The organism is Couchioplanes caeruleus (genome assembly GCF_023499255.1).
GTDB lineage: Bacteria > Actinomycetota > Actinomycetes > Mycobacteriales > Micromonosporaceae > Actinoplanes > Actinoplanes caeruleus_A.
In genome coordinates, this window is record NZ_CP092183.1 from 3,157,130 (window position 1) to 3,178,210 (window position 21,081).

The 21,081-nt window shown below is 70.4% G+C and carries 22 protein-coding genes and 1 pseudogene; 10 read left to right on the forward strand and 13 right to left on the reverse strand.

Translation table 11 applies throughout. The features are described from left to right. Window positions 1-101: 101 nt before the first annotated feature. From COUCH_RS14745 to COUCH_RS14755, 3 genes and pseudogenes are all read right to left on the reverse strand, one after another. On the reverse strand, window positions 102-755 hold the full coding sequence (locus COUCH_RS14745) for a class I SAM-dependent methyltransferase (protein WP_249612644.1): 654 nt from the start codon (window positions 753-755) through the stop codon (window positions 102-104). A 185-nt stretch (window positions 756-940) separates the two neighbouring features. Beyond that, entirely contained in the window at window positions 941-1,906 is a 966-nt protein-coding gene (locus COUCH_RS14750; protein WP_249612645.1) for an MFS transporter, read from the reverse strand. Between the two features lie 94 nt (window positions 1,907-2,000). Beyond that, a pseudogene (locus COUCH_RS14755) lies at window positions 2,001-2,543 on the reverse strand (MFS transporter); the annotation flags it as partial. A 194-nt stretch (window positions 2,544-2,737) separates the two neighbouring features. On the opposite strand from COUCH_RS14755, the gene COUCH_RS14760 reads away from it, so the two are divergent. The 8 genes from COUCH_RS14760 (at window position 2,738) to COUCH_RS14795 (ending at window position 10,023) form a co-directional block, all read left to right on the forward strand. Then, complete coding sequence (locus COUCH_RS14760; RefSeq protein WP_249612646.1) at window positions 2,738-3,085, forward strand: ArsR/SmtB family transcription factor; 348 nt, start codon at window positions 2,738-2,740, stop codon at window positions 3,083-3,085. After that, window positions 3,082-3,639, forward strand: a complete 558-nt coding sequence (gene lspA / locus COUCH_RS14765) for a signal peptidase II (protein ID WP_249612647.1) — start codon at window positions 3,082-3,084, stop codon at window positions 3,637-3,639. The genes COUCH_RS14760 and lspA overlap by 4 nt, the downstream gene beginning before the upstream one ends. Continuing rightward, the gene (locus tag COUCH_RS14770; RefSeq protein WP_249612648.1) at window positions 3,636-4,847 is read left to right on the forward strand and encodes a sodium:proton exchanger; all 1,212 of its coding nucleotides are present in this window, start codon (window positions 3,636-3,638) and stop codon (window positions 4,845-4,847) included. The genes lspA and COUCH_RS14770 overlap by 4 nt, the downstream gene beginning before the upstream one ends. A 99-nt stretch (window positions 4,848-4,946) precedes the next feature. Next, window positions 4,947-6,929, forward strand: a complete 1,983-nt coding sequence (locus tag COUCH_RS14775) for a heavy metal translocating P-type ATPase (RefSeq protein WP_249612649.1) — start codon at window positions 4,947-4,949, stop codon at window positions 6,927-6,929. Next, complete coding sequence (locus tag COUCH_RS14780) at window positions 6,926-7,543, forward strand: cation transporter (protein ID WP_249612650.1); 618 nt, start codon at window positions 6,926-6,928, stop codon at window positions 7,541-7,543. The genes COUCH_RS14775 and COUCH_RS14780 overlap by 4 nt, the downstream gene beginning before the upstream one ends. Window positions 7,544-7,637: 94 nt before the next feature. After that, entirely contained in the window at window positions 7,638-7,946 is a 309-nt protein-coding gene (locus COUCH_RS14785; RefSeq protein WP_249612651.1) for a hypothetical protein, read from the forward strand. 138 nt (window positions 7,947-8,084) lie between these two features. Continuing rightward, complete coding sequence (efeU, locus tag COUCH_RS14790) at window positions 8,085-8,936, forward strand: iron uptake transporter permease EfeU (protein ID WP_249612652.1); 852 nt, start codon at window positions 8,085-8,087, stop codon at window positions 8,934-8,936. Window positions 8,937-9,189: 253 nt separating this feature from the next. Further along, window positions 9,190-10,023: an undecaprenyl-diphosphate phosphatase gene (locus tag COUCH_RS14795; protein ID WP_249612653.1), complete on the forward strand. Its 834-nt coding sequence runs from the start codon at window positions 9,190-9,192 to the stop codon at window positions 10,021-10,023. Window positions 10,024-10,051: 28 nt separating this feature from the next. Here COUCH_RS14795 and COUCH_RS14800 read toward each other — a convergent pair whose 3' ends face one another. The 9 genes from COUCH_RS14800 to COUCH_RS14840 all read right to left on the reverse strand — a co-directional run bounded on the left by COUCH_RS14800 (window position 10,052) and on the right by COUCH_RS14840 (window position 18,501). Next, window positions 10,052-10,600, reverse strand: coding sequence for a hypothetical protein (locus tag COUCH_RS14800; protein WP_249612654.1), 549 nt, complete (start codon window positions 10,598-10,600; stop codon window positions 10,052-10,054). A gap of 549 nt (window positions 10,601-11,149) precedes the next feature. Beyond that, the gene (locus COUCH_RS14805) at window positions 11,150-11,995 is read right to left on the reverse strand and encodes a hypothetical protein (RefSeq protein WP_249612655.1); all 846 of its coding nucleotides are present in this window, start codon (window positions 11,993-11,995) and stop codon (window positions 11,150-11,152) included. 45 nt (window positions 11,996-12,040) lie between these two features. Beyond that, window positions 12,041-13,012 carry a c-type cytochrome biogenesis protein CcsB gene (gene ccsB, locus COUCH_RS14810; protein WP_249612656.1) on the reverse strand — a complete coding sequence of 324 codons (972 nt, stop codon included), beginning with the start codon at window positions 13,010-13,012 and terminating at the stop codon, window positions 12,041-12,043. 59 nt (window positions 13,013-13,071) lie between these two features. Beyond that, on the reverse strand, window positions 13,072-13,533 hold the full coding sequence (locus COUCH_RS14815; RefSeq protein WP_249612657.1) for a DUF2752 domain-containing protein: 462 nt from the start codon (window positions 13,531-13,533) through the stop codon (window positions 13,072-13,074). Next, window positions 13,530-15,188: an apolipoprotein N-acyltransferase gene (gene lnt, locus COUCH_RS14820; protein WP_249612658.1), complete on the reverse strand. Its 1,659-nt coding sequence runs from the start codon at window positions 15,186-15,188 to the stop codon at window positions 13,530-13,532. Before lnt ends, COUCH_RS14815 begins: the two co-directional genes overlap by 4 nt. Continuing rightward, window positions 15,185-15,973 (reverse strand): cytochrome c biogenesis CcdA family protein, encoded by a 789-nt coding sequence (locus COUCH_RS14825; RefSeq protein WP_249612659.1) that lies wholly within the window; start codon window positions 15,971-15,973, stop codon window positions 15,185-15,187. Before COUCH_RS14825 ends, lnt begins: the two co-directional genes overlap by 4 nt. Beyond that, window positions 15,966-16,574, reverse strand: coding sequence for a TlpA family protein disulfide reductase (locus tag COUCH_RS14830; protein ID WP_430640982.1), 609 nt, complete (start codon window positions 16,572-16,574; stop codon window positions 15,966-15,968). Before COUCH_RS14830 ends, COUCH_RS14825 begins: the two co-directional genes overlap by 8 nt. Next, the gene (locus COUCH_RS14835; RefSeq protein WP_249612661.1) at window positions 16,574-16,924 is read right to left on the reverse strand and encodes an ArsR/SmtB family transcription factor; all 351 of its coding nucleotides are present in this window, start codon (window positions 16,922-16,924) and stop codon (window positions 16,574-16,576) included. The genes COUCH_RS14830 and COUCH_RS14835 overlap by 1 nt, the downstream gene beginning before the upstream one ends. Beyond that, window positions 16,921-18,501, reverse strand: coding sequence for a cytochrome c biogenesis protein ResB (locus COUCH_RS14840; protein WP_249612662.1), 1,581 nt, complete (start codon window positions 18,499-18,501; stop codon window positions 16,921-16,923). The genes COUCH_RS14835 and COUCH_RS14840 overlap by 4 nt, the downstream gene beginning before the upstream one ends. Window positions 18,502-19,062: 561 nt before the next feature. On the opposite strand from COUCH_RS14840, the gene COUCH_RS14845 reads away from it, so the two are divergent. Both COUCH_RS14845 and COUCH_RS14850 read left to right on the forward strand, forming a co-directional pair. Beyond that, the gene (locus tag COUCH_RS14845; RefSeq protein WP_249612663.1) at window positions 19,063-19,710 is read left to right on the forward strand and encodes a DsbA family protein; all 648 of its coding nucleotides are present in this window, start codon (window positions 19,063-19,065) and stop codon (window positions 19,708-19,710) included. A gap of 26 nt (window positions 19,711-19,736) precedes the next feature. Next, a complete protein-coding gene (locus COUCH_RS14850; protein WP_249612664.1) occupies window positions 19,737-20,366 on the forward strand; it encodes a vitamin K epoxide reductase family protein in 630 nt (209 codons plus the stop codon). A gap of 271 nt (window positions 20,367-20,637) precedes the next feature. On the opposite strand, the gene COUCH_RS14855 is transcribed toward COUCH_RS14850, so the two are convergent. Beyond that, window positions 20,638-21,078 carry a hypothetical protein gene (locus COUCH_RS14855; RefSeq protein WP_249612665.1) on the reverse strand — a complete coding sequence of 147 codons (441 nt, stop codon included), beginning with the start codon at window positions 21,076-21,078 and terminating at the stop codon, window positions 20,638-20,640. Between the last annotated feature and the right edge of the window lie 3 nt (window positions 21,079-21,081).

Here is a 21,081-nt window from a genome sequence, read left to right on the forward strand (position 1 = left end):
AAGCCCGCTGGCGATCGGGGGTGTCATCGCGGCCAAGCGTGCACGCGCCGGCTCGACGACGTGGCGCCGGAGACGTCGGCGTGGAGCGGTGCCGCACGGGATTAACGTAGGCATGTTCTTGGCCGGGGTGATCGGGCCTGTGCGTTGCGATGGGCGACGCCGATGACGTAGTCGCCGCCGAGTGGGGTCAGCCAGCGGTCCCCGACGTGCAGGTTGTGGCGGTCCAGTTCGGCGCGGAACTGCTCGGCAGCGAATCGGTCGTTGGTGGGGTGGTCGAATAGGATCCGGTAGGTTGGCCGTGCGAGTGCGCGGGCGGTGACCTCGTCGAAGTAGAACCGTCCGCCGGGGCGTAGCACGCGGGCGACTTCGGCGATGGCGTCGCGCCAGTTGGGGATGTGGTGGATGATGGCGAAGTCGAACACCGCGTCGTAGCTGGCGTCGTCGGCGCTGATGCTGGTACGCAGGTCGGCGGCGTCGCCGGTGTGCAGGTGTACCCGGTCGCCGTAGTCGGCGAGGCGACGCCTGGTCCGCGCGATCATCGTGGGGTCCAGGTCCAGAGCGTCGACGCGGGCCGCCCCGAAATGCTGCAGGATGAGGCCGGTGCCGTAGCCGGGCCCGCAGCCGATTTCGAGCACTCGGGCGTCGGGCTGCAGCGAACCGCCAAGGCGGCGCAGCCACGGCACCTCGTACCAGCGTTGCAGCCATCGCCGTGGCGCGGAATTGATCAGGGCAGTTTCCACGCGGTTCATCAACATGTCGTGAGCTCCGGATCTCCATCGATGGGCCGTGCCCGCGCTCAGGCAGCGGGTGGTGGGCCGCCGTTACCGGTGGCGACCGTGGGTGTGCTGAGACCGATGCCGCGGCATGTGCGGCAACCGGTTGTGGCGGTACGGGCGTTGTGCTGTTTCGTGGTCCGCCTCGGGGCGGGTTCCCAGCACTGTTACCGGCTGGGGCGAGGATGGTCTTGGTCGTGACGAGGCGGTTCGGTGCTGTCGCGGCCGCCGGGGAGGGGTGCGGCGGGTGCTGGGTCGGCTGGTTCGGGTGCGGCGCCGTCGCCGGCGGTTGGTCGGCCGGGCAGCAGCGCTGCGGTGAGGGCCGCGCTGAGGATGGCGATGGCGGCTGTGGTGTAGAGAACGATGGTCATGCCTTGCAGGTAGGCGATTTTGGCGGCGGTGGCCAGTGCGGGGTCGCCGAGGCGGGCGGCGACGGCGAGGCCCGCGGCGATCGATTCGCGGGCGGTGTTGGCGGCGTCGGCGGGTAGCCCGGTGACGTCGAGGCGGTTGGTGTAGCCCTGGGCGAGGAGGCTGCCGAGCAGTGCGACGCCGAGGGCGCCGCCGATTTGGCGCAGGGTCATGGTGATGGCGGTGCCGGCGCCGGCCCGCTCCGGGGGTAGGGCGCCGAGCACGGCGTCCATGGCGGGTGACAGTGCCAGGCCGATACCGAGGCCGACTGTGGCCATCCAGGCGGCGGTGTATCCGTAGCCGGTGTCGAGGTCGGTGCGGGCGCCGATCGTGAGGCCGGCGGCGAGGATGAGTAGCCCGGCGGTGACGGGGATGCGGTAGCGGGTGCGGGCGGCGAGGCGTTCGCCGGTGGGGGCGCCGATGACGAGGCCACCGATCAGGGGTAGTAGCCGCAGGCCGGTGTCGAACGCGTCGTGGCCTTTGACCAGTTGCAGGTATTGCGGCAGGACGAACAGCATGCCGAGCAGGCCGAAGGTGACCAGCACTCCGGCGACGCTGGCCCACAGGAACTGCGGGCGGGCGAACAGCCGCAGGTCGATCATCGGCTGGGCGATCCGCAGTTCGAGGGTGACAAACGCGGTGAGCAGCACCCCGGCGGCCGCGAGGGCGCTGACTACCAGCGGGTCGCTCCAGCCGCGGCCGGGCGCTTCGATGATGGCGTACACCAGGGTTATCAGGCCGACGGTGGAACAGCAGCGCGCCGGGCACGTCGGGTCGTGGCGGGTGCGGGTCGCGGTTCTCCGGCATGAGCACGGCGATGGCAAGGATCGCGATCGCGGCCATCGGCAGGTTGATCAGAAAGATCGAGCCCCACCAGAAGTTCTCCAGCAGCCAGCCGCCGATCAGCGGGCCGAGCGGGATGCCCAGGCCGGTGCCCAGCACTACCAGGGCGACGGCCTTGCCGCGCTCCGCCGGCGGGAACAGGGCGGGAAGGACGGCGAACGCGACCGGCATGATCATCGCCCCGCCGAGGCCCATCACGGCGCGGGCGGCGATGAGGACTTCGACGGACGTGGTCCAGGTCGCCGCCGCGGACGCGGCGGCGAACACGCTCAGGCCGACGATGAGCAGGCGTTTGCGCCCGTACCGGTCGCCGAGTGCGCCGCAGGTCAGGATCAGCCCGGCGAGCACGAGGATGTAGGCGTTGACGATCCACTGCAGGTCGGCAGTACCGGCGGACAGATCGCCCGCGATCGTCGGCAGTGCCACGTTGAGGATGGTGATGTCGAAGCCGAGCGTGAGCGCGGCGAGCACCAGCGCCGCGAGGGCGCCCCACCGCCGCGGGTCTGCCGGATGTGTCATGACGGCCTCCGTTCGGTGTCACCGCCCGACGACCTTCGCCGGAGCTGACCGACCATCCGAGTCGGGCCGCCGATGGCTCGTCGACGATGAGCAGCTCCGTGTCCTCGCCGCCGGAGGGACGCCTTCGGCATCGCCATTCCCGGATGTGATCGGGATCAAACGATCCCGGCTGGAGAGTACGTTATCATCGCCGCATGGCGATTACGCAAGATGCGGCCCGTGAGGCACTCGTGCCGGCTGCGGCGTTGTTCCGCGGCCTCGCGGACCCCACCCGGTTGGCGATCCTGCGCCGGTTGGCGGTCGGGGAGGCGCGGGTGGTGGACCTGGTCAAGGAGTTGGGGTGGGCGCAGTCGACGGTGTCGGCGCACTTGAGCTGTCTGCGCGAGTGCGGGTTGGTGGACTTCCGGGCGGTGGGGCGGCAGTCGTTCTATTTCCTGACCCGGATGGAGTTGATGGACCTGCTCGCCGCGGCTGAGAGCGTGCTGGCGGCCACGGGTGAGCGGGTGGCGCTGTGTCCGACGTACGGCGAGTCCGGCCGGTGAGCGCATCCGAGGTTGACACCGCTGCGGGTGTCGCGCGGCGCCGGCGGGGTTGGCTGGCCGGGGCTGCGCTGCTCGCTGTGGCCATCGATGTGGCGACCAAGAGTGCTGCGGCGGCGTGGCTGCCCGGTAATCCGGTGGAACTGGTTGCCGGTCTGCAGTTGCGGGTGACCCGCAACCCGGGGGCGGCGTTCTCGATCGGCACCGACGTCACCTGGGTGTTCACGATTATCGCGGTCGTGGTGATCGCCGGGATCTTCTGGTACGCGCGGCGGATCACTCATCGTGGTTGGGCTGTTGCCCTTGGCGTGATCGCCGGCGGGGCGGCGGGGAACCTGGTCGACCGGCTGTTCCGCGCGCCCGGGGTGGGTCGCGGTCACGTGGTCGACTTCCTGTACCTGGACTGGTGGCCCACCTTCAACCTGGCCGACAGCTTCCTGATGTGTGGCGTCGCCGTTGCGATCTTGCTCAGCCTGCGCAACATCCCCCTGACCGCTGCGACGGGTGCCGGGGCGTCGGACACCCGGCCCGCCAGCAGCGCCGAGGGGACCCGGTGAGCGGCGAGATCGAAACCACCGTCACCGGCCGCGGCGCCGCCGGGCGGGTGGCCCTGGCGCTCGCGGTGGCCGCTCCGGCCCTGGTGGTGCGCCTGGCCGGGGTAGAGCTGGCCCCGGTGGCGGCGGTGCTGGTCTTCGGCGCCGCCGTGCTGGCCTCGGTCGCGTTGCTGATGTGGGCGTCGGAGGCTGCCCGGGTGGACATCTCCGGCAGCCTGGCCCTGGCGATTCTGGCGCTGGTGGCGATCCTGCCCGAGTACGCCGTGGACATCTACTTCGCCTACACCGCAGGGCACCGCCCGGAGTACGCCGCTTACGCCACCGCCAACATGACCGGCGCGAACCGGCTGCTCATCGGGGTGGCCTGGCCGCTGCTGGTCGGATTCGCGATCTACGCGGTGCGCCGCCGCCAGAAGCGCGGCGACCGCAACGCCGTTCAGCTCGCACCGCACCGCCGCACCGAAATCATTTTCCTGGCTATGGCTACCGTCTACGCCCTGGTGATCCCGCTGACCGGGCGGCTGGCCTGGTACGACAGCATCGTGCTCGGTGGGCTGTTCGCGCTCTACCTGTGGCGCATCCGCGGCAACGAGGAAGGCGAGGAAGAACTCACCGGTGTCGCCGCCACGGTCGCCGTGCAGCCGGCCGGGCGCCGCCGGGGCCTGGTCGCTGCCCTGTTCGTCGGCGCCGGGATCATCATCCTCGCCGCCGCGGAGCCGTTCGCTGACGCTCTGGTCGGCGCGGGCAGCTCGCTGGGTATCGACGAGTTCCTGCTGGTGCAGTGGCTGGCTCCGATCGCCTCCGAAGCGCCGGAGGTGATCGTGGCGATCACCTTCGCGTTGAAGGGCCGCGCCGACGACGGGATGGGTGCGCTGCTCGCCGCCAAGCTCAATCAGTGGACCCTGCTGATCGCCACGCTGCCGCTGGCGTACTACGTCGGTGGCGGCGAGTTCGCCGGGCTGCCGCTGGACGCCCGGCAGACCGAGGAACTGGTCCTCACCACGGCCCAAACCCTGCTCGGTGTGGCCGTCCTGGTCGACCTGCGGCTGACCCGCGGCGAGGCGATCCTGCTGTTTGCCTTGTTCGCGGTGCAGTTCGTCGTGCCGTCGCCGAACATCCGCTACATCATCGCCGCCGCCTACACCGTCCTGGCCGTCGCGCTGCTGGTGAAGCAACGCCGGCAACTACCTGCCCTGATCAAAGCCCTCTGACCCGCCGGCTGCGGCGACCCATTGCGCCGCAGCCCTCTTGACCGCGCACCTCTCGGTGCCACCCCTTGCCCAAGAACTGACGTACGAAAAGGTGCTGACATGAGTGACGCCTGCGGCTGCGACGACGACAAGCCCACCACCGAGGCCGGCGAGGCCGGCGAGGCCGAAGAGCATGAACCGGAACGCTTCTGGGAGGTCACCGAACTGCGGGCCGCCGCCGTGGCTGGGCTGCTGCTGCTGGCCGGGCTGGTCGCGTCCTGGTTGGACGCCCCGGAGGTGGTCGAGACTGGGTTGCAGGCCGCCGCCCTCGCCGTCGCCGGGTGGACGTTCGTGCCCTCCACCCTGCGCCGCCTGGCCAAGGGCAAGATCGGCGTCGGGACGCTGATGACGATCGCCGCGGTCGGCGCGGTGCTGCTCGGTGAGGTCGGCGAGGCCGCCATGCTGGCCTTCCTCTACGCCATCAGCGAAGGCCTCGAGGAATACTCCCTGGCCCGGACCCGCCGCGGGCTACGCGCCCTGCTCTCCCTCGTCCCGGCCGAGGCCACCGTGCGCCGTGACGGCGCCGACCTCGTGGTCGCCCCCGACGATCTGCGGATCGGGGACCTGATGATCGTGCGGCCGGGGGAGCGGGTCGCCACCGACGGTGTCATCCGCACCGGCCGCACCGCCCTGGACGTCTCCGCGATCACCGGCGAGTCCGTACCCGTCGAAGCCCAGGCCGGCAGCGACGTCTACGCCGGATCGATCAACGGTACCGGCGTCATCGAGGTCGAGGTCACCACCACCGCGCAGGACAACTCCTTGGCCCGGATCGTGCGCATCGTCGAGGCCGAACAGGCCCGCAAGGGCACCAGCCAGCGACTGGCCGACCGCATCGCCAAACCCCTTGTACCCGGCATCATGATCGCCGGGGTGCTCATCGCCGTGATCGGTAGCCTGTTCGGTGACCCCGCCACCTGGATCGAACGGGCCCTGGTCGTGCTCGTCGCCGCGTCCCCGTGCGCCCTGGCGATCTCCGTGCCGGTCACCGTGGTCGCCGCCGTCGGCGCTGCCAGCAAACTCGGCGTGCTGGTCAAGGGCGGCGCCGCCCTGGAAGCCCTCGGCACCATCCGTGGTGTCGCTCTGGACAAGACCGGCACCCTGACCCGCAACCGGCCCGCCGTCATTGACGTCGCCTTCACCGGTAACGCGACCCGCGAGCAGGTCCTCGCCGTTGCTGCCGCGCTGGAGGCCCGCAGCGAACACCCCCTCGCCCGGGCCATCATCGCCGCCGTCGACACCGTGCAGCCCGCCGACCAGGTCGAAGCCGTCACCGGTGCGGGCCTCACCGGCCTCGTCGACGGCCGGCCCGCCCGCCTCGGCCGGCCCGGCTGGCTCGACCCGGGTGACCTCGCCGACACGATCGCCCGGATGCAGGCCGCCGGAGCTACCGCCGTTCTCGTCGAGCACGACGGCCGTCTCCTGGGTGCGGTCGCGGTGCGCGACGAGCTGCGCCCGGAAGCCGCCGAAGTCGTCGACCGGCTGCACCGCGGTGGCTACACCGTCGCGATGCTCACCGGCGACAACCATGCCACCGCCGCCGCGCTCGCCGCGCAAGCGGGAATCACCGACGTGCACGCCGACCTGCGCCCCGAGGACAAGGCCCGCATCATCCAGGTTCTGCGTAAGGAACGGCGTACCGCGATGGTCGGCGACGGCGTCAACGACGCACCCGCCCTGGCCACCGCCGACCTCGGCATCGCCATGGGCGCGATGGGCACCGACGTGGCTATCGAAACCGCCGACGTCGCCCTCATGGGTGAGGACCTGCGCCACCTGCCCCAAGCCCTCGACCACGCCCGCCGCGCCCGCACCATCATGTGGCAGAACGTCGGCCTCTCCCTCGCGATCATCACCGCACTCATGCCCCTCGCCCTGCTCGGCGTGCTCGGCCTGGCGGCCGTGGTGTTAGTCCACGAGCTGGCCGAGATCGTCATCATCGCCAACGGTGTCCGCGCCGGCCGCGCCCGGCCCCTTGCCCCCTTCACCACGACCGCCGCCGACACCGAGGCACCGCAGCCGGCGGGGGTGAACGCCGGATGATCGATGCCGACGAGGCGCAGCGCCGCCGGGCGCTGCGCCTGGCCTGGCTCATCGTCGTCTGGGACATCATCGAAGGCGCCATCGCCGTCACCGCCGGGCTGGCCGCCGGATCCATCGCCCTGCTCGGCTTCGGCATCGACTCCACCATCGAGGTCTTCGCCGCCGCCGTCATCATCTGGCAACTCCGCGGCGGCGCCCACGCCCGCCAAACGCCGGCGCTGCGCCTGATCGCCGCCAGCTTCCTCGCCCTGGCCGCCTACGTAGGCTACAAGTCCATCGTCGACCTCATCGGCGGTGAGCAACCCGACGCGTCGCTGGTCGGCATCGGCCTCAATGTGGTAGCCCTCGCCGTCATGGTGCCCGTCGCGATAGCCCAACGCCGCACCGGCCGGCAACTCGACAACCAGGCCGTCATCGCCCAATCGAAGGAAACCTGGGTTTCCAACTACCTGTCGATCAGCCTGCTGGCCGGGCTCGGCCTCAACGCCGCCCTCGGCTGGTGGTGGGCCGACCCCGCCGCCGCCCTGGTCGTCGCCGCGGTCGCCGCCAAAGCCGGCATCGACTCCTGGCGCGAAGCCGGCGAACACCAGGCCCAACCAGCCGGCGCACGGTGACACCCGTCCGGCCCGGTCGGTGTCGGGTAACGCTCAGGCGTGACAGTGAGCAGAACTGCCATCGCCCGGCCACAGCAACGGCGACACTGAGGTCATGCGACGGCCGTGGCGGGCCACCACGGCCGGCGGCGGCACCGATAAGGGGGTGGCTGCGGGGGGCGGACTGTGGTTACTGGGCGCCTTGACGGTGGTGGCATGCACCGACCGGTTCACCGTTCTGCACACCGACGAACGCACCGCGGCAGCCATCGCCGCTGCCGCGGCAGCAGTCTCGGTGGGCCTCACCGTCGCCTATGGCAGCCCGCCGCCGCTTCGACGGCTCAGCAGGGCCGCCGGCATGTACATCGTCGCGGTACTGGCCACGACGTGGCTGGTCGTTGATATGGCCACCACCGGCTGGTAGACCGCCCGCATGCGATCCATGACCCTCAGCTGGCCACGGTGCCCGCACCGACACGTCGAGTTGACGCGACCACCCCGCGACCGGCATCGTTAGGTGAGCCTCACCTATGACGGTGATGCCGGCCGGAAGGATCATGTCGTGTTTCCCACGTTCCTCATCGGGTTACGGGAAGGGCTCGAGGCGGCCCTGGTCGTCAGCATCCTGGTGGCCTACCTGATCAAGACCCAGCACGGGCGTGGCCTCGGTGCGATGTGGGCGGGGGTAGGCGCCGCAGTACTGCTCAGTCTCGGATTCGCGCAGCTGCTGCAGGTCATCGCGACCGGGCTGCAGTTCCGCACTCAAGAGATCTTCGAGGGTGTCGCCTCCATCGTGGCCGTAGCGTTGGTGACCGGCATGGTGTTCTGGATGCGCACCGCGGCCCGCATGCTCAAGACCGACCTGCACGACAAGCTCGGCCAGGCGCTCGCCATCGGCCCACTCGCGGTGGCAGGGGTGGCGTTCATCGCCGTGGCCCGCGAGGGCGTGGAAACGGTGCTGTTCATCAGTCAGAGCATCGACAGCGTCCGCGCCTCCGGCTCCTCGAGCGCACCGGTGTTCGGAGCGCTGCTCGGCATCGGTGTCGCACTGCTACTCGGCTACGGGCTGTACCGCGGAACCGTCAAGCTGAATCTCAAAACGTTCTTCACCTGGACCGGGGTGCTGCTCATCGTGATCGCCGCCGGGGTCCTGCGCTACGGGGTGCACGACCTGCAGGAAGCCGGGGTCGCCCCCGGCGGCACCGCCACCGCCTTCGACCTCACCGGCCTGCTGCCCCCGACAAGCTGGTACGGCACCCTGCTCAGCGGCACTCTCAACATCGAAGCCGACCCCACCTGGCTCGAAGTCGGCGTCTGGTGCGCTTACCTCATCCCGGTCCTGGCGCTGTTCCTGCTGCTGCGCTCGCGGACGCCTGCCCCCGCCTCCGCCGGTTCCGTCCGCCCAGCCGCGTAGAGGGTCGCTGCACCCGGTTCCGCCAGCGGCTCAGACCTTGCGCCGCGACACGGGTCCGCCGCGCAGGCTGGTACGGCATGGCCGGTACGCTGCCGCACGTGCCGCGTACCGTCTTTCCGCTCACCGTATCCCCGCCATCGCGTCGCGAGGCTGCCGCATTTCCCCCGGCCCTCCGGGTCGCCATGGGCCGGGTGCCGGTGCCCTTCGCAGGGCCGGAGATGCCGTCGCGGGGCGACGGTGTGCGGGTGGCCCGGTGAGCTGGATCGAGGCGGTCATCCTGGGTCTGGTGCAGGGCCTGACGGAGTTCCTGCCGATCTCCTCCAGCGCACACCTGCGGATCGTGTCCGTGTTGGCCGGCTGGTCCGACCCGGGCGCGGCGTTCACCGCCGTCACCCAGCTGGGCACCGAAACGGCCGTGCTGCTGTACTTTCGCCGCGACATCGGCCGCATCGTCCGCGCCTGGACGACCTCCCTGGTACGTCCGGAAGCGCGCAACAACCCCGACGCGCGGCTGGGCTGGTACGTCATCCTCGGCACCATCCCGATCGCCGTGCTCGGGCTGCTATTGCAGGACAGCATCGAGACCGTCTTCCGCGACCTGCGGCTGACCGCCGCAGCGCTGGTCGGGTTCGGCCTTGTGCTCGCCTTCGCCGATCACGCCGCCACCGACCGCAAGTCCCTCGACGAGCTACGCCCCCGCAGCGCCGTGCTCTTCGGCCTGGCCCAGGCCCTCGCACTCATCCCCGGAGTGTCGCGCTCCGGCGGCACCATCGCCGCCGGGCTGCTGATGGATTTTCGCCGTGAAGCCGCAGCCCGCTACTCCTTCCTGCTCGCCATCCCCGCCGTGCTCGCCTCTGGCCTGCTGGAACTGACCAAGATCGGTGAAGGAAACGCCCCGCCGGTCGCGGCGACCGCGCTGGCCACCGTCGTCGCCTTCGGCGTCGGCTACGCCGTCATCGCCTGGTTCCTGCGCTACATCACCCACCACCGCTTCACCCCGTTCATCATCTACCGCATCGCCGCCGGCATCCTGCTGTTCGCCCTCATCACCGCCGGCACCATCGACCCCACCGCCGGCAACGGGTAAAACCCAGCAGGTCGCCGATGGGAGGCGGTTACCGGTAGCCCGGCGCCGGCCCGCCTCGGGGCGGCAACGCCGCGGTGACAAGTACATTCAGCTCGTCCACAGCGGTCTCCACCGCCACGATCGCCGCATCCACCCGCTCCGAATCAACCTCATGCCGCGCGGCCGCCGACAACGCGGCACGGAGTTGCACCGCCGCGGAGACCACCCGGACCGCCTGCCACGAACAGTCATACAAGACAGGCTCGCCTGCCCCCGCCTGTAACACGGTACCCAGCAGCCGGTCGGTGCCGTGCGCGGCGATGCCTACCTGATCGCGCAGCAGCGGGACCACATCGAACACCGGCGCATCGCAGGGCAGCGCCGCTACCAGCCGGGCGATCGCGTCGAACTCCTGCCATAGGTAGCCACGCGCCTGCTGCACCGCCGCCCACGCGCTGGGAGCCGCCGGCAACTCACCGGCCGATCCCGGCCGAACTGCGGGCCGCATGCGATGACGCATCCACCAGGCAGCGACAAGCGCCCCTGTCACGAGCACGACGACGGCGATCGTCAGCACGGCGGCCACGCCGATCGGCACGCGATCAGGCCCCGCGGCGGTCGAAGTGCCGGTCCAGGGCTGCCGGCCAGCGCCACGCAGCGACGTGGAGACAAACCTCCAGACCGGCTGACCCGGTAGGCACGAACGATCCAGCAAACACCGTAACCACGCCGGGTCCGGCCCCCACACACCCGGCGCACCGGGTACACGACGACCCGTACGCGCCATGGTGTCGCCAGCGGCAACCAACTGCGTCATGTCCATTCCCTCGACTCGCTCATCACACAAGGACACCCACTCACGGCGGAGTCATCCGGGGGCGCCCCATTCATCGTCAACGCCTGACGTTATCGCCATCTGCCGTTCATTACGACGGCTCACGGCCGGGCGGACACCGAGCCTCTCCCATCCGGGGAGCAGGATCCGACTCGCCTGGCGATCAATGGCCCCTCCGCGACGGGCTCGGGAAGGCAAGGGCAACGTCACCTCCTGCGCCAGCGGTGGACGACACCGCTGACCACGCCGGGCCAGCTCGGCATTGGCGGGTTGCCGGCCAAGCCGGGCGGGCGGGGCGGCGACCGCAGCTGGCTAGGGGCAGGAGGCTGTGACGGAGACGTCTAGTCGCGTGTCGCGGCGCTGTACCAACACGGTGATCGAGCCGCGCTGGTAGGCGAAGACATCCGATCGATCGATGATGGACACGGCGCCTCGGGCTGGTGCGATGAGTGCGTCACGCAGCGCGGGTCGGTCGCCGGCATCGGTGATCGCTTGGGCCGTCACGGTCCGCACGACGCCGCCGCCCGGGCACGTTGCCTGCGCCACGGACAGTTGCGATGGGTGGGCGGTCATCGCTGTCAGCAGCGGTGCGACGCTCGTCTGGGCGGCGGCATCGACTGACGGTGTCGGTGTCAACGGTGCCCGTGGCCGGCAGCCGCTCGAGACGGTGACGGTGACGGTCCCGTCGTCGTCGACCACACCGTCAACGGCGACGAACTCGCCCGCGTCGGCGCGTAGCCCTATCCGCCCAGCCGTATCCGTTACGGTGGCGGCCTTGAAACGTTGCGGCAGTGCCCTGGCTATGCCAGTGAGCGTCATCGAGTTCATGCTGCCGGCGGCGAACTGCAGGGTGCGCCGCAGTTCAATGCCGTCGCGTACCGGCGTGATCCGGCAGCCTGGGGTGATCTGGTCGGCGGAGATGCGTAGCAGCGGTGCGGTTGCCGCCGCCGCGGCGGCGATCTCTCCGACTGTCAGGTCCACCACCGTGTCGGCGTCCGCTACATCACGCTGTTCGCGCACCGTCGCCCGTCCGGTGTGAGCGGACATCGCTGCAGCCGCCAGCAGCGCCACCGCCCAGCCTGCGGCCAGCAGCGCCAGCCAATGTCGCCGCCGGCGCGGTGGCATCGGTGGGGGCGCGCCGTGTCCGTGTCCGCTCATCGCGGCTCCGTTCCGTTCACTCATCGCTGTCTGCCCCGGGGTGGGTCAGTCGGTGCCGGCGTAGGAGTGCAGGCCGGCGATGACGAGGTTGACGGCGAACAGGTTGAACATCATGGTGGCCCAGCCGGCCACGGCGAGCCAGGCGACGACGCGTCGTTTGACGCTGGGGGTGGCCCGGGCGTGCAGGTAGCCGGCGTAGGCGACCCAGGTGATGAACGCCCAGGTTTCTTTGGGGTCCCAGCCCCAGTAGCGGCCCCAGGCGGCTTCAGCCCAGATCGCTCCGGCGGCGACGGCGAAGGTCCAGATGGGGAAGGCGACGGCGTGCAGCTGGAAGGAGAGCCGTTCCAGGGTGTCGGCGGCGGGTAGGTGCCGGCCCAGTGCGGCGACGAACCCGGGTGTGGTGCCGGCGTCGGTGGCCCGGTGGTAGGCCAGGCGGATCAGGTAGCCGGTGGCGGCGATGAAGCCGAGCAGGAAGATGCCGGAGGCGATCGCCGCGGTGCTGACGTGGATTTTGAGCCAGGCGGAGTTCAGTGCGGGTACGAGCGGGCCTGCGGGGGCGTACAGGCGCATCCCGGCCAATCCGAGCAGGATCACCGTCGCCAAGGCGACATACAGTCCGATGGGTCGTACTGCTGGGCGGCGGAGCACCAGGATGAGCCAGGCGAGGATTCCGACGAGGGTGACGGCCAGGACGAATTCGTACATGTTGCCCCACGGCACTCGGTCGGCGGCCAGCCCGCGGGTGATCAGGCAGGCGGAGTGGGTGATCGCGCCGAGGGCTGTGGCGGCCACGGCGATCCAACCGGCCCAGCGCAGCCGGTTGCCACGCACCGGCGCCTTGGCGACCACGGTGTGCGGCGGGGGTGGGCTGCCGGCGCCACTCATGGCGGGTTCGCGCGCCGCGGTGACGGTGTTGGTGCGGGCGCGGCGGCCGGCGTGTTCGACGGCGTAGCCGATCATCGCGATCAGGTAGGCCAGCAGGGTGATGATGAACAGCTGGTCGGACAGTGCTGCCATGGCGGGGCCTTTCGCGAACGGAGCAGGGGGCGCGCTACGACGCGGCGCCCGGGCGGGGGCTACTGGATGTCGGTCAGGTGCAGCCAGGTGAACGGCGGCCAGGGCAGGTTGCGGGCCACCGTGAACACCAGCCACGCGGCGGCGTACGCGATCAGCAGCCATCGCGGCAGCGGGATGGCGGGCAGTTGCCGGCCGGTGCTGCGGGCAACCCACCGCGCCCAGGCGTAGCCGAGCACGGGTACGGCGAGTAGTGCGGGCAGGTGGTGCCGGGCGGCCTGGACGAGGTCGCCGTGCAGCAGGTACCACATCATGCGGGTGCCACCGCAGGTCGGGCCCTGGGTGCCGGTCAGGGCTGTCCACAGGCACGCACCGCCTGGGTCGGCGAGGGTGTCGGTGGGGTTGTGGGTCAGCACCCAACCGATAGCGGCGCCGAAGATCGCCGCGACGGCGAGCGGAGCGAGCAGCGCAGGACGTGCGGGCGCGGCGGCCGGACCGCCCGGGCCGGTAGGGATCGTGGTCATGGTTGCTCCTGTGCCGGATCAGTGCGGAAGGCGTGTTCGGCAGGTCTGGTCATGGGCTCGGAGGATGCGGCTTTGGTGCGCCGCCGAAGCAGGCCGGCGGTGGTCAGCGCGGCGAGGGCGGCGGCCACCAGGATCCATTCGACGGTGGTGCCGAGGCGGGTGGCGAGCGTGCGGCCGGTGTCGAGGCGAAGCGTGCGGACGATGACCGCCTGGGTGTTCATGGCGGTGGCCTGGTGCACGGTGGCGTCCGGGTCGACGAACGCCGACACCCCGACGGTGGAGGCCATCAGAGCAGGGCGGCCATGTTCGACGGCGCGCAGACGGACCATGGCCAGTTGTTGGGTGGCCTCGGCGTAGTTGAAGGTGGCGTTGTTGGTCTGCACCGCGAGTAGCTGCGCGCCGCCGGTGACGGTGTCGCGGACCAGGTCGTCGTAGGCGACCTCGAAGCAGATGACGTCCCCGATCGTGGTGCCGGCCAGGGTGAGCACGCCGGGGCGGTCACCGGCGATGAAGTCGGCGCGGACCCGGTCGACCAGGGTGGTGATACGCCGTACCACGGATCTCATGGGCACGTACTCGGCGAACGGCACCGGATGCCGTTTGACGTACGTCTGGCCGGGACCGGTGTCGGGCGTCCAGACCAAGCCGGCGTTACGGACCTTCCCCGGCCCGGGGCCTTGCAGCACGGCGCCGACGAGGATTGGCACGCCCACCGCGGCCACGGCGTCGTCGATGCGGGCGGCGGCGTCGGGTTTGAGCAACGGGTCGATGTCGGAGGAGTTCTCCGGCCAGATCACCAACTCCGGCCGGGGCTGGCGCCCGGCGCGCACGGCGTCGGCCAGTTGCAGGGTGGCGGCCACATGGTTGTCGAGCACGGCGCGGCGTTGGGCGTTGAAGTCCAACCCCATGCGGGGCACGTTGCCCTGCACCACGGCCACCACCACGTCGCGGCCGGGCGCCTTCGGCGGCGGCACGGCCGCGCCGAGGGCCATGACCGCCGCGGCAGCTGTCGCCGCGACTGCGGCGCGAGGGATGCGGCGGCGTACCGGGTCGGTCTGTCCGGCCGTGAGGTGCCACAGGGCCATCGCCAGCAGCCCACCGGCGGCGGCGACGGTGAAGGTGACCAGCGGCGCGCCGCCGAATGCGGCGAGCCGCACCGCCGGGGCGTCGGCCTGGGCAAACGCCAGCCGCCCCCAGGGGAATCCGCCGAACGGCACTCGGGAACGCAGCGCCTCCTGAGCGACCCACAGCAGCCCGCTCACCAGCGGCCAGTACCAACCGGCCCGATCCACCAGCACACTCGTCCCGGCGGTAGCCGCACCCAGTAGAGCTACGAAGCCGGCCTGTACGGCGGCGAGTAGCAGCCACGGCCACCAGCCGACCTGAAGGCCGGTGAAGCTCAGCAGCGGCACGAACAACGCCAGTCCGGTCACCGCACCCAGCACGGCACCGGTACGGGGCCGCTGCCGGTGGGTCGCCACGGCCAGTAACGCCACCCCGACGGGGACGGCCCACCACCAGTTGTACGGCGGGAACGCCACCAGCAGGATCGGCCCTGCGGCGCCCGCCGCCAGGCTTGCCCAAACGGCGGACAGACGGCGCCGCGTACCCGTGGGCTCGGCGGCCGGAGCGGGCGTTACCAGTTGGAGGGTCATATGCCGACCTGTCCCGGGCCGACGGTGACGCGCAGCCAGATGGTGAACGCCGTCCACCAGCCGGTCATCAACGCGATCCCGACAGCGATCAGCAGCACCCCGCCGAGCCGGGTGATCGCCCGGCTGTGCCGGCGGGCGAAACTCAGGGCGGTCAGGATCCGGCGCAGCCCGAGCCCGAACAGCACGAACGGCGCCCCGAGGCCGATGCAGTACGCCACCGCGAGGGCGACCGCCCGGCCGGTGGTCGCGTCCACCGCCGACAGCGCGAGGACCGCACCGAGTGTCGGGCTCACGCACGGGATCCACCCGACGCCGAAGACCACGCCGAGCATCGGCGCCCCGGCCAGGCCGGGTGCAGGTAGTTTTCGCCACCGCCGTTCGTACTGCCCGGCCGGTACCAGGCCGAGGAAGCTCAGGCCGAGCACGACTGTCAGCCCACCGGCGATGATCTCCACGGTGCGGGCGTGCACGAGCAGCAGCCGGCCCGCGCTGGCCACCGCGACCGCGGTGAGGATGAACACCAGCGTGAACCCGGCGACGAACAGCAGTGTCCCGGCCAGCAGCCGACCCCGTGCCGGGCGGACCGCGACGGCCACCGCCGAGCGTTCGCCTGCCGTTGAGCCGGTGACGTCGGCGCCGGCCATGCCGGTGATGTAGGAGACGTAGCCGGGGACCAGCGGCAGCACGCACGGCGACAGGAAACTCGCCAGCCCGGCCAGCGCCGCCACGCCCAGCGCCAGCACGAGTGGGCCGGAGGTCGCGACGCCGGCGAAGAGCTCACCCACCGCTGTCGCGCTCCTCGGCCACCTGACGCACCAGCGGTTCAAGCTCCCTCTGCGTGATGACCTTGCGCAGCACCACCGCGACCCGGCCCCGCCGGTCGATGATCACGGTGGCGGGGATCGTGTTCGGCGAGACGTCGGTGAACCCCAGAGCGATACGCCCGGCCGGGTCGAACAGGCTCGGATACACCTCCCGGCCCTCGACGAACGCCCTAGCCTGGTCCCGGCCGTCGCGGATGTCCACACCCACGAACCGCACGCGCGCGTCCTTGGTGGCTTCGGCGGTGGCGTTGAGCTCGCCGGCCTCGGCCCGGCACGGCGCGCACCACGACGCCCAGAAGTTCACCACCACAACCATGTCGGTCAGCGTGGCGGGGTCGAAGCGGCTGCCGTCGAGCAACTCCCCGTCCAATGTCGGCGCCGCCGCACGCTTGTCGGGCTGGTAGACGACGCTGGCGCCGGGGGCGACCCGGCCGGTGTCAGCGGCCTGCACCACGCCGGTGCCGGCCTGACCGGTGTCCCGCGGCGGCCCACCGGCGCATCCCGCCGCCGTCGCGACCACCGCCGCCGACAGGGCGACCAACACCCCACGAGCAGCACGGATCACGACCGCGCCCCGCGCTGCTGAGCGCACAACGTGACCGGGTGTCCCCGGTCGGCTAGCAGCTCCTCGACGGCGCGCAGCACCGCCTCCAGGCCCGGAGCGGCCAGCCGGTACAGCACCGACCGGCCCGGCCCCGGGCGGCTGTCCACCAGCCCGCACTCCCGCAGACACGCCAGATGCCCGGAAACCCCCGACTGGCCGACACCCACCGCCCGCATCAACTCCGACACAGTGCGCTCCCCATCACGCAGCGCGGTCAGCAACGCCAACCGGGCCGGAACGGCCAACCCCTGGAACAGCCGGGCCGCGACCTGCACATCAGCCGGCGACGCCACCGTCGGTATCGTCATGACCGGACATTATCAGCCGCGGCCGATACCGGTTCCACGCCGCCGGTCGCCGCCTCGCCATCCACGGACTGCGGGGCAGTGGCGGTGTCTGTGGCGGCGCCCGCGGCGGCCACCAGGGAGGTGAACTCGTCGGCGAAGCCCGCATACTCGCTGCGCGGCAACCCGGCCGCGGTGATCGTGCACCCGCCGGTGGTGGGAGTGACGCGGATCCAGACCCGGCGGCGCCGCACCGCGAGCGTGGCGACCAGTCCGGCCATGAGCATGATGATGGCGGCGAGCACGATCGGCTCACCGGGATCGTGGCGGATGGTGATGGCGATCCACCGGCGGGTGCCGAGGAATTCCAGCGTGGTGCCGTCGTCCAAGGTCCACCGCTCACCCGGGCGCAGCATCTTGGCCGCACCGGGCAACTGCGCGAGGCGTTTGCTGTCGATCGCGCGGCGGGGCACCTCGTACACCGACTGCGGCACCCCCGTCTCCAGACCCAGGTTCCCGCGGTAGGCCGTCAACAGCAGCCCCGGCGCACGCTCGGCCGGATGTGCCGACAACGCCGGCGGGCCCGTCGTCGGCACTGTCGGCACATACACTCCGCCAAATGCCACCTGCGCGTCAGTCGAGCGGGCCCCGGTGCGGATGTCGGCGTTGGCGTCAGGAAACAATGCGGCGCCCTCGCTGGTCACCATCGCGTCGATCGGCAGGAACGGCGACACCGACGTCTGCGCCCGGCCCTGCCGGTCGGTGTACCGCAGGATCGGCGCGTAGCCGTGACCCAGCAGATAGACGTTCGCCCCGTCCAACCGCAGCGGCGCGTTCACCTCAAGCCGGTGGCGACCCGAGCGGCCCTGCAACGGCGCGGTCCACGTGAGGTCACCCTGGAAGACGGTGGGCTGACCGTTGTCGAGGAACTGCGCCTCGAAACGGCCGAGCTCCAGGCAAAATCCGGGCAGGTCCTCCGGCTGCAGGCGCGGACCGAGGCCGTACTCGTCGAACTGCTGCAACCCCGTACAGAAGCCGGTGTCCGGGCCGGCGACCAGGATCCGGTTGCCGTACCAGCCCCAGCCGTAGCCGAACGCCACCCCGGCCAAAACTGCCAGCACCGCAAAGTGGAACAGCAGGTTGCCGGTCTCCTTTAAGTAGCCCTTCTCCGCCGCGATGCTCACCTCGCCACCGGCACCGGTACGCACCGCCACCCGGTAGCGCCGCGACCGCAGCACCCGCCGCACCCGCACACCGGCCTCCTCAGCCGGCGACGGCGACACACCCACCTCGGCGTGCCACGGCAGCCGAGCGAAATGACGCGGCGCCACCGGAGGCTTACGTCGGATCGCCTGCACATGCTCGCGCAGCCGCGGCAGCACACACCCCACCAGCGAGGTGAGCAGCAGCAAATAGATCGCGGCGAACCACGGCGAGGCGTACACGTCGAAGAACCCGAACCGGTCCAACCACACAGACAACTCCGGGTTGGCGCGACGGTAGGCGTCGACCTTCTCGATCCCCAGGTTGCGCTGCGGCAGCACCGAGCCCGGCGCGGCTGCCACCGCCAGCAGGAACAGCAGCATCAGGGCTGTGCGCATACTGGTCAACTGCCGCCACCACCGCCGCAGCCAACCCACCACTACCGCCACGCCTCGCCGCACCCGGCCCCCTCACCCACCGTTATCATCGCCTGACGGCGAAGATAACAGTCCCTACCGATGCTGATCCTGTGGGTACGGCTCTTGCGCCGGTCAAGCAGCGCCTACCGTGTCCGCGGGACGGCTCGCTCATGGGAGACATCACGGGGAAACGCGATAACCGCTGGTCGGCGGGCGGCTCAACGGGCCGAGCTCTCCAAGGAGTGGCTCGACTCCACGACCCCCGCTAGCCGCTGGACTGCAACTTCGCCAGCCGTCGACAGGTCCACCGCACGGATTGGCATGCAGTCGCCGTCCGGGCAAAGAAGCGGTGAGGACTAGCTCCTCCGTACGGCGGTCAGTCAGGACATTCTCAGGCAGCACCAGTAAAAATGAGACACTCGACGCACCCATGGAGGAAGAATCGTGTCCGGACGCTCTGACCGCCCTGCCCAGACGGCCAAGCGCCCGGCCGGCCGGCCGGGGACCAAAGCTGTTGCGGCGATGGGTCGCCGGCCGAGGATGAGCAGCAACCTCATGTTGACGCTCGGAGTGCTCGCGGTCGCCCTGGGCATCCTTGCCACGACAGTGATCTACACGTACACCAGCGGTTCCGGCCATGCGTCCGACAAGGCGGCCATGGTGGTCCGGCCCGACAGTCACCGGCTGACCACCGCCGCCGACGGCAAGGTCACCCTGGTTGAGTTCCTCGACTTCGAATGCGAGGCCTGCGGCGCTGCGTTTCCAGGCGTGGAGAAGCTCCGAGAGGAGTACGACGGGCGCATCACCTACGTACTCCGGTACTTCCCGATCCAGTCGCACGCCAACGCCAACAATGCGGCCCTGGCCGCACAGGCAGCCGCCAACCAGGGCAAACTCGAGCAAATGTACGCCAAAATGTATGAGACGCAGAAGCAGTGGGGCGAACAGCGAGACTCCCAGGCAGCCGTCTTCGAAAGCTTCGCCGCCGAACAGGGTCTGGACATGGCCAAGTTCAAGGCCGACGTCGCGTCACCGGAAACCCAGAAGCGGGTGGACACCGACCAGCAGGACGGCGTAGCGCTCGGTGTTAAGGGCACCCCGACGTTCTTCCTCAACGGCGAGAAGTTCGAAGGGCAGCCCACCTACGAAGGCTTGAAGGCGGCCATCGACGCGGCGCTGGCCGGCTGACAATGTCCACGAGTATGCCCGCACAGATGCCCCACCCCGCCGCGGACGCGGAACCCGAGCCGGAGGCGCAGCGATCGACCGGGATCGGCCTGCTGCTGGTCATCGCCGGCATGATCGGAGGCGCCGCCGCGTTCACCCTCGCGGTGGAAAAGGTGCTCCTGCTCAAGAACCCGGCGTACAGCCCCAGTTGCAGCATCAACCCGATCCTGTCCTGCGGCTCGGTCATGGTCACCGATCAGGCCGAAGTGTTCGGGTTCCCCAACCCGTTCATCGGCGTGCTCACCTTCCCGGTCGTGGTCACCATCGGAGTGCTCGCCCTGGCCAAGGTCCCGCTACCGCGCTGGGTGTGGCTCGGCCTCAACGCCGGGACGGCCCTCGGCGTCGTCTTCGTGCACTGGCTGATCGCGCAGAGCCTATACACCATCGGCGCGCTGTGCCCGTACTGCATGGCGGTCTGGGTCGTCACCGTCGCCATCTTCTGGTACGTGACCGTGCACAACATTCGACACGACCTACTGCAACTACCAGACCCCCTCCGCAAGCCAGCCGCGAAGCTCACCGAGTTCCATTCGGTAGTGCCGGTGTTGTGGGGATGTTTGATCATCGGCCTCATCGGCCATACCTTTTGGGATTACTGGCGCACCCTGCTCGTCTGACCCGGTGGCTACCGCTCAAGTGCTGCTCGGACGCTGGAGCACCTGCAGCGGGTAGTTGTCGGGACGGTTTCTTCCGGGCCTTCCGCATGTGCTTGCGGGTGGGCAGGCGCCGGTTGAGCTGGGCCCGCCGGCCCCGGGTGGGCGCCGTGCGGGGGCGGGCGGCAGCCTGATGCCGGAACTCCGAATCAGCATGACCCAGGAGGCAGCCACGAGGACGGGTACACCTCCCCGCCATCGCTCCTCCCGACCTCCGATGTCGCGCCGAGCCTGCTCAGCACGGCCCGATCGACTGTGCGCCCGAACTGATCGTCGACCGGCGACCGGTTAGATCAACTATATGGCCAGAACGGCTGTCCAGGTGCTCCCGCAACGCCTGGTTGTCGTGGTGCAGCGCCGCGATCACCGTGGCGGCAGCGTCGAGTTTGCGGCGTAGCGTGGCACACTCCTCGGTCTTCTTTCTCAGCCTGCTCTTGAGTTCGTCGATGTCTGTGTCGCGGCGGGCCTCACCCTGGGTGCGCCGGCCGTGTTCAGTGACATACCGGTCCCATTCGGCCCTGATGTCGGTGGCGCGGTTCATGGTGGCCCGGCTGACGCCGGCCTCCTTGTATAGATTCTCTTTGGTGAACGCCCCGTCAGTGCGCAGCGGTCTGCCCGCTTTTAGACGATCCACGGCCTCCCGTAGCGCCTGCCGGGCTGTGTCGGACACATTCATCGC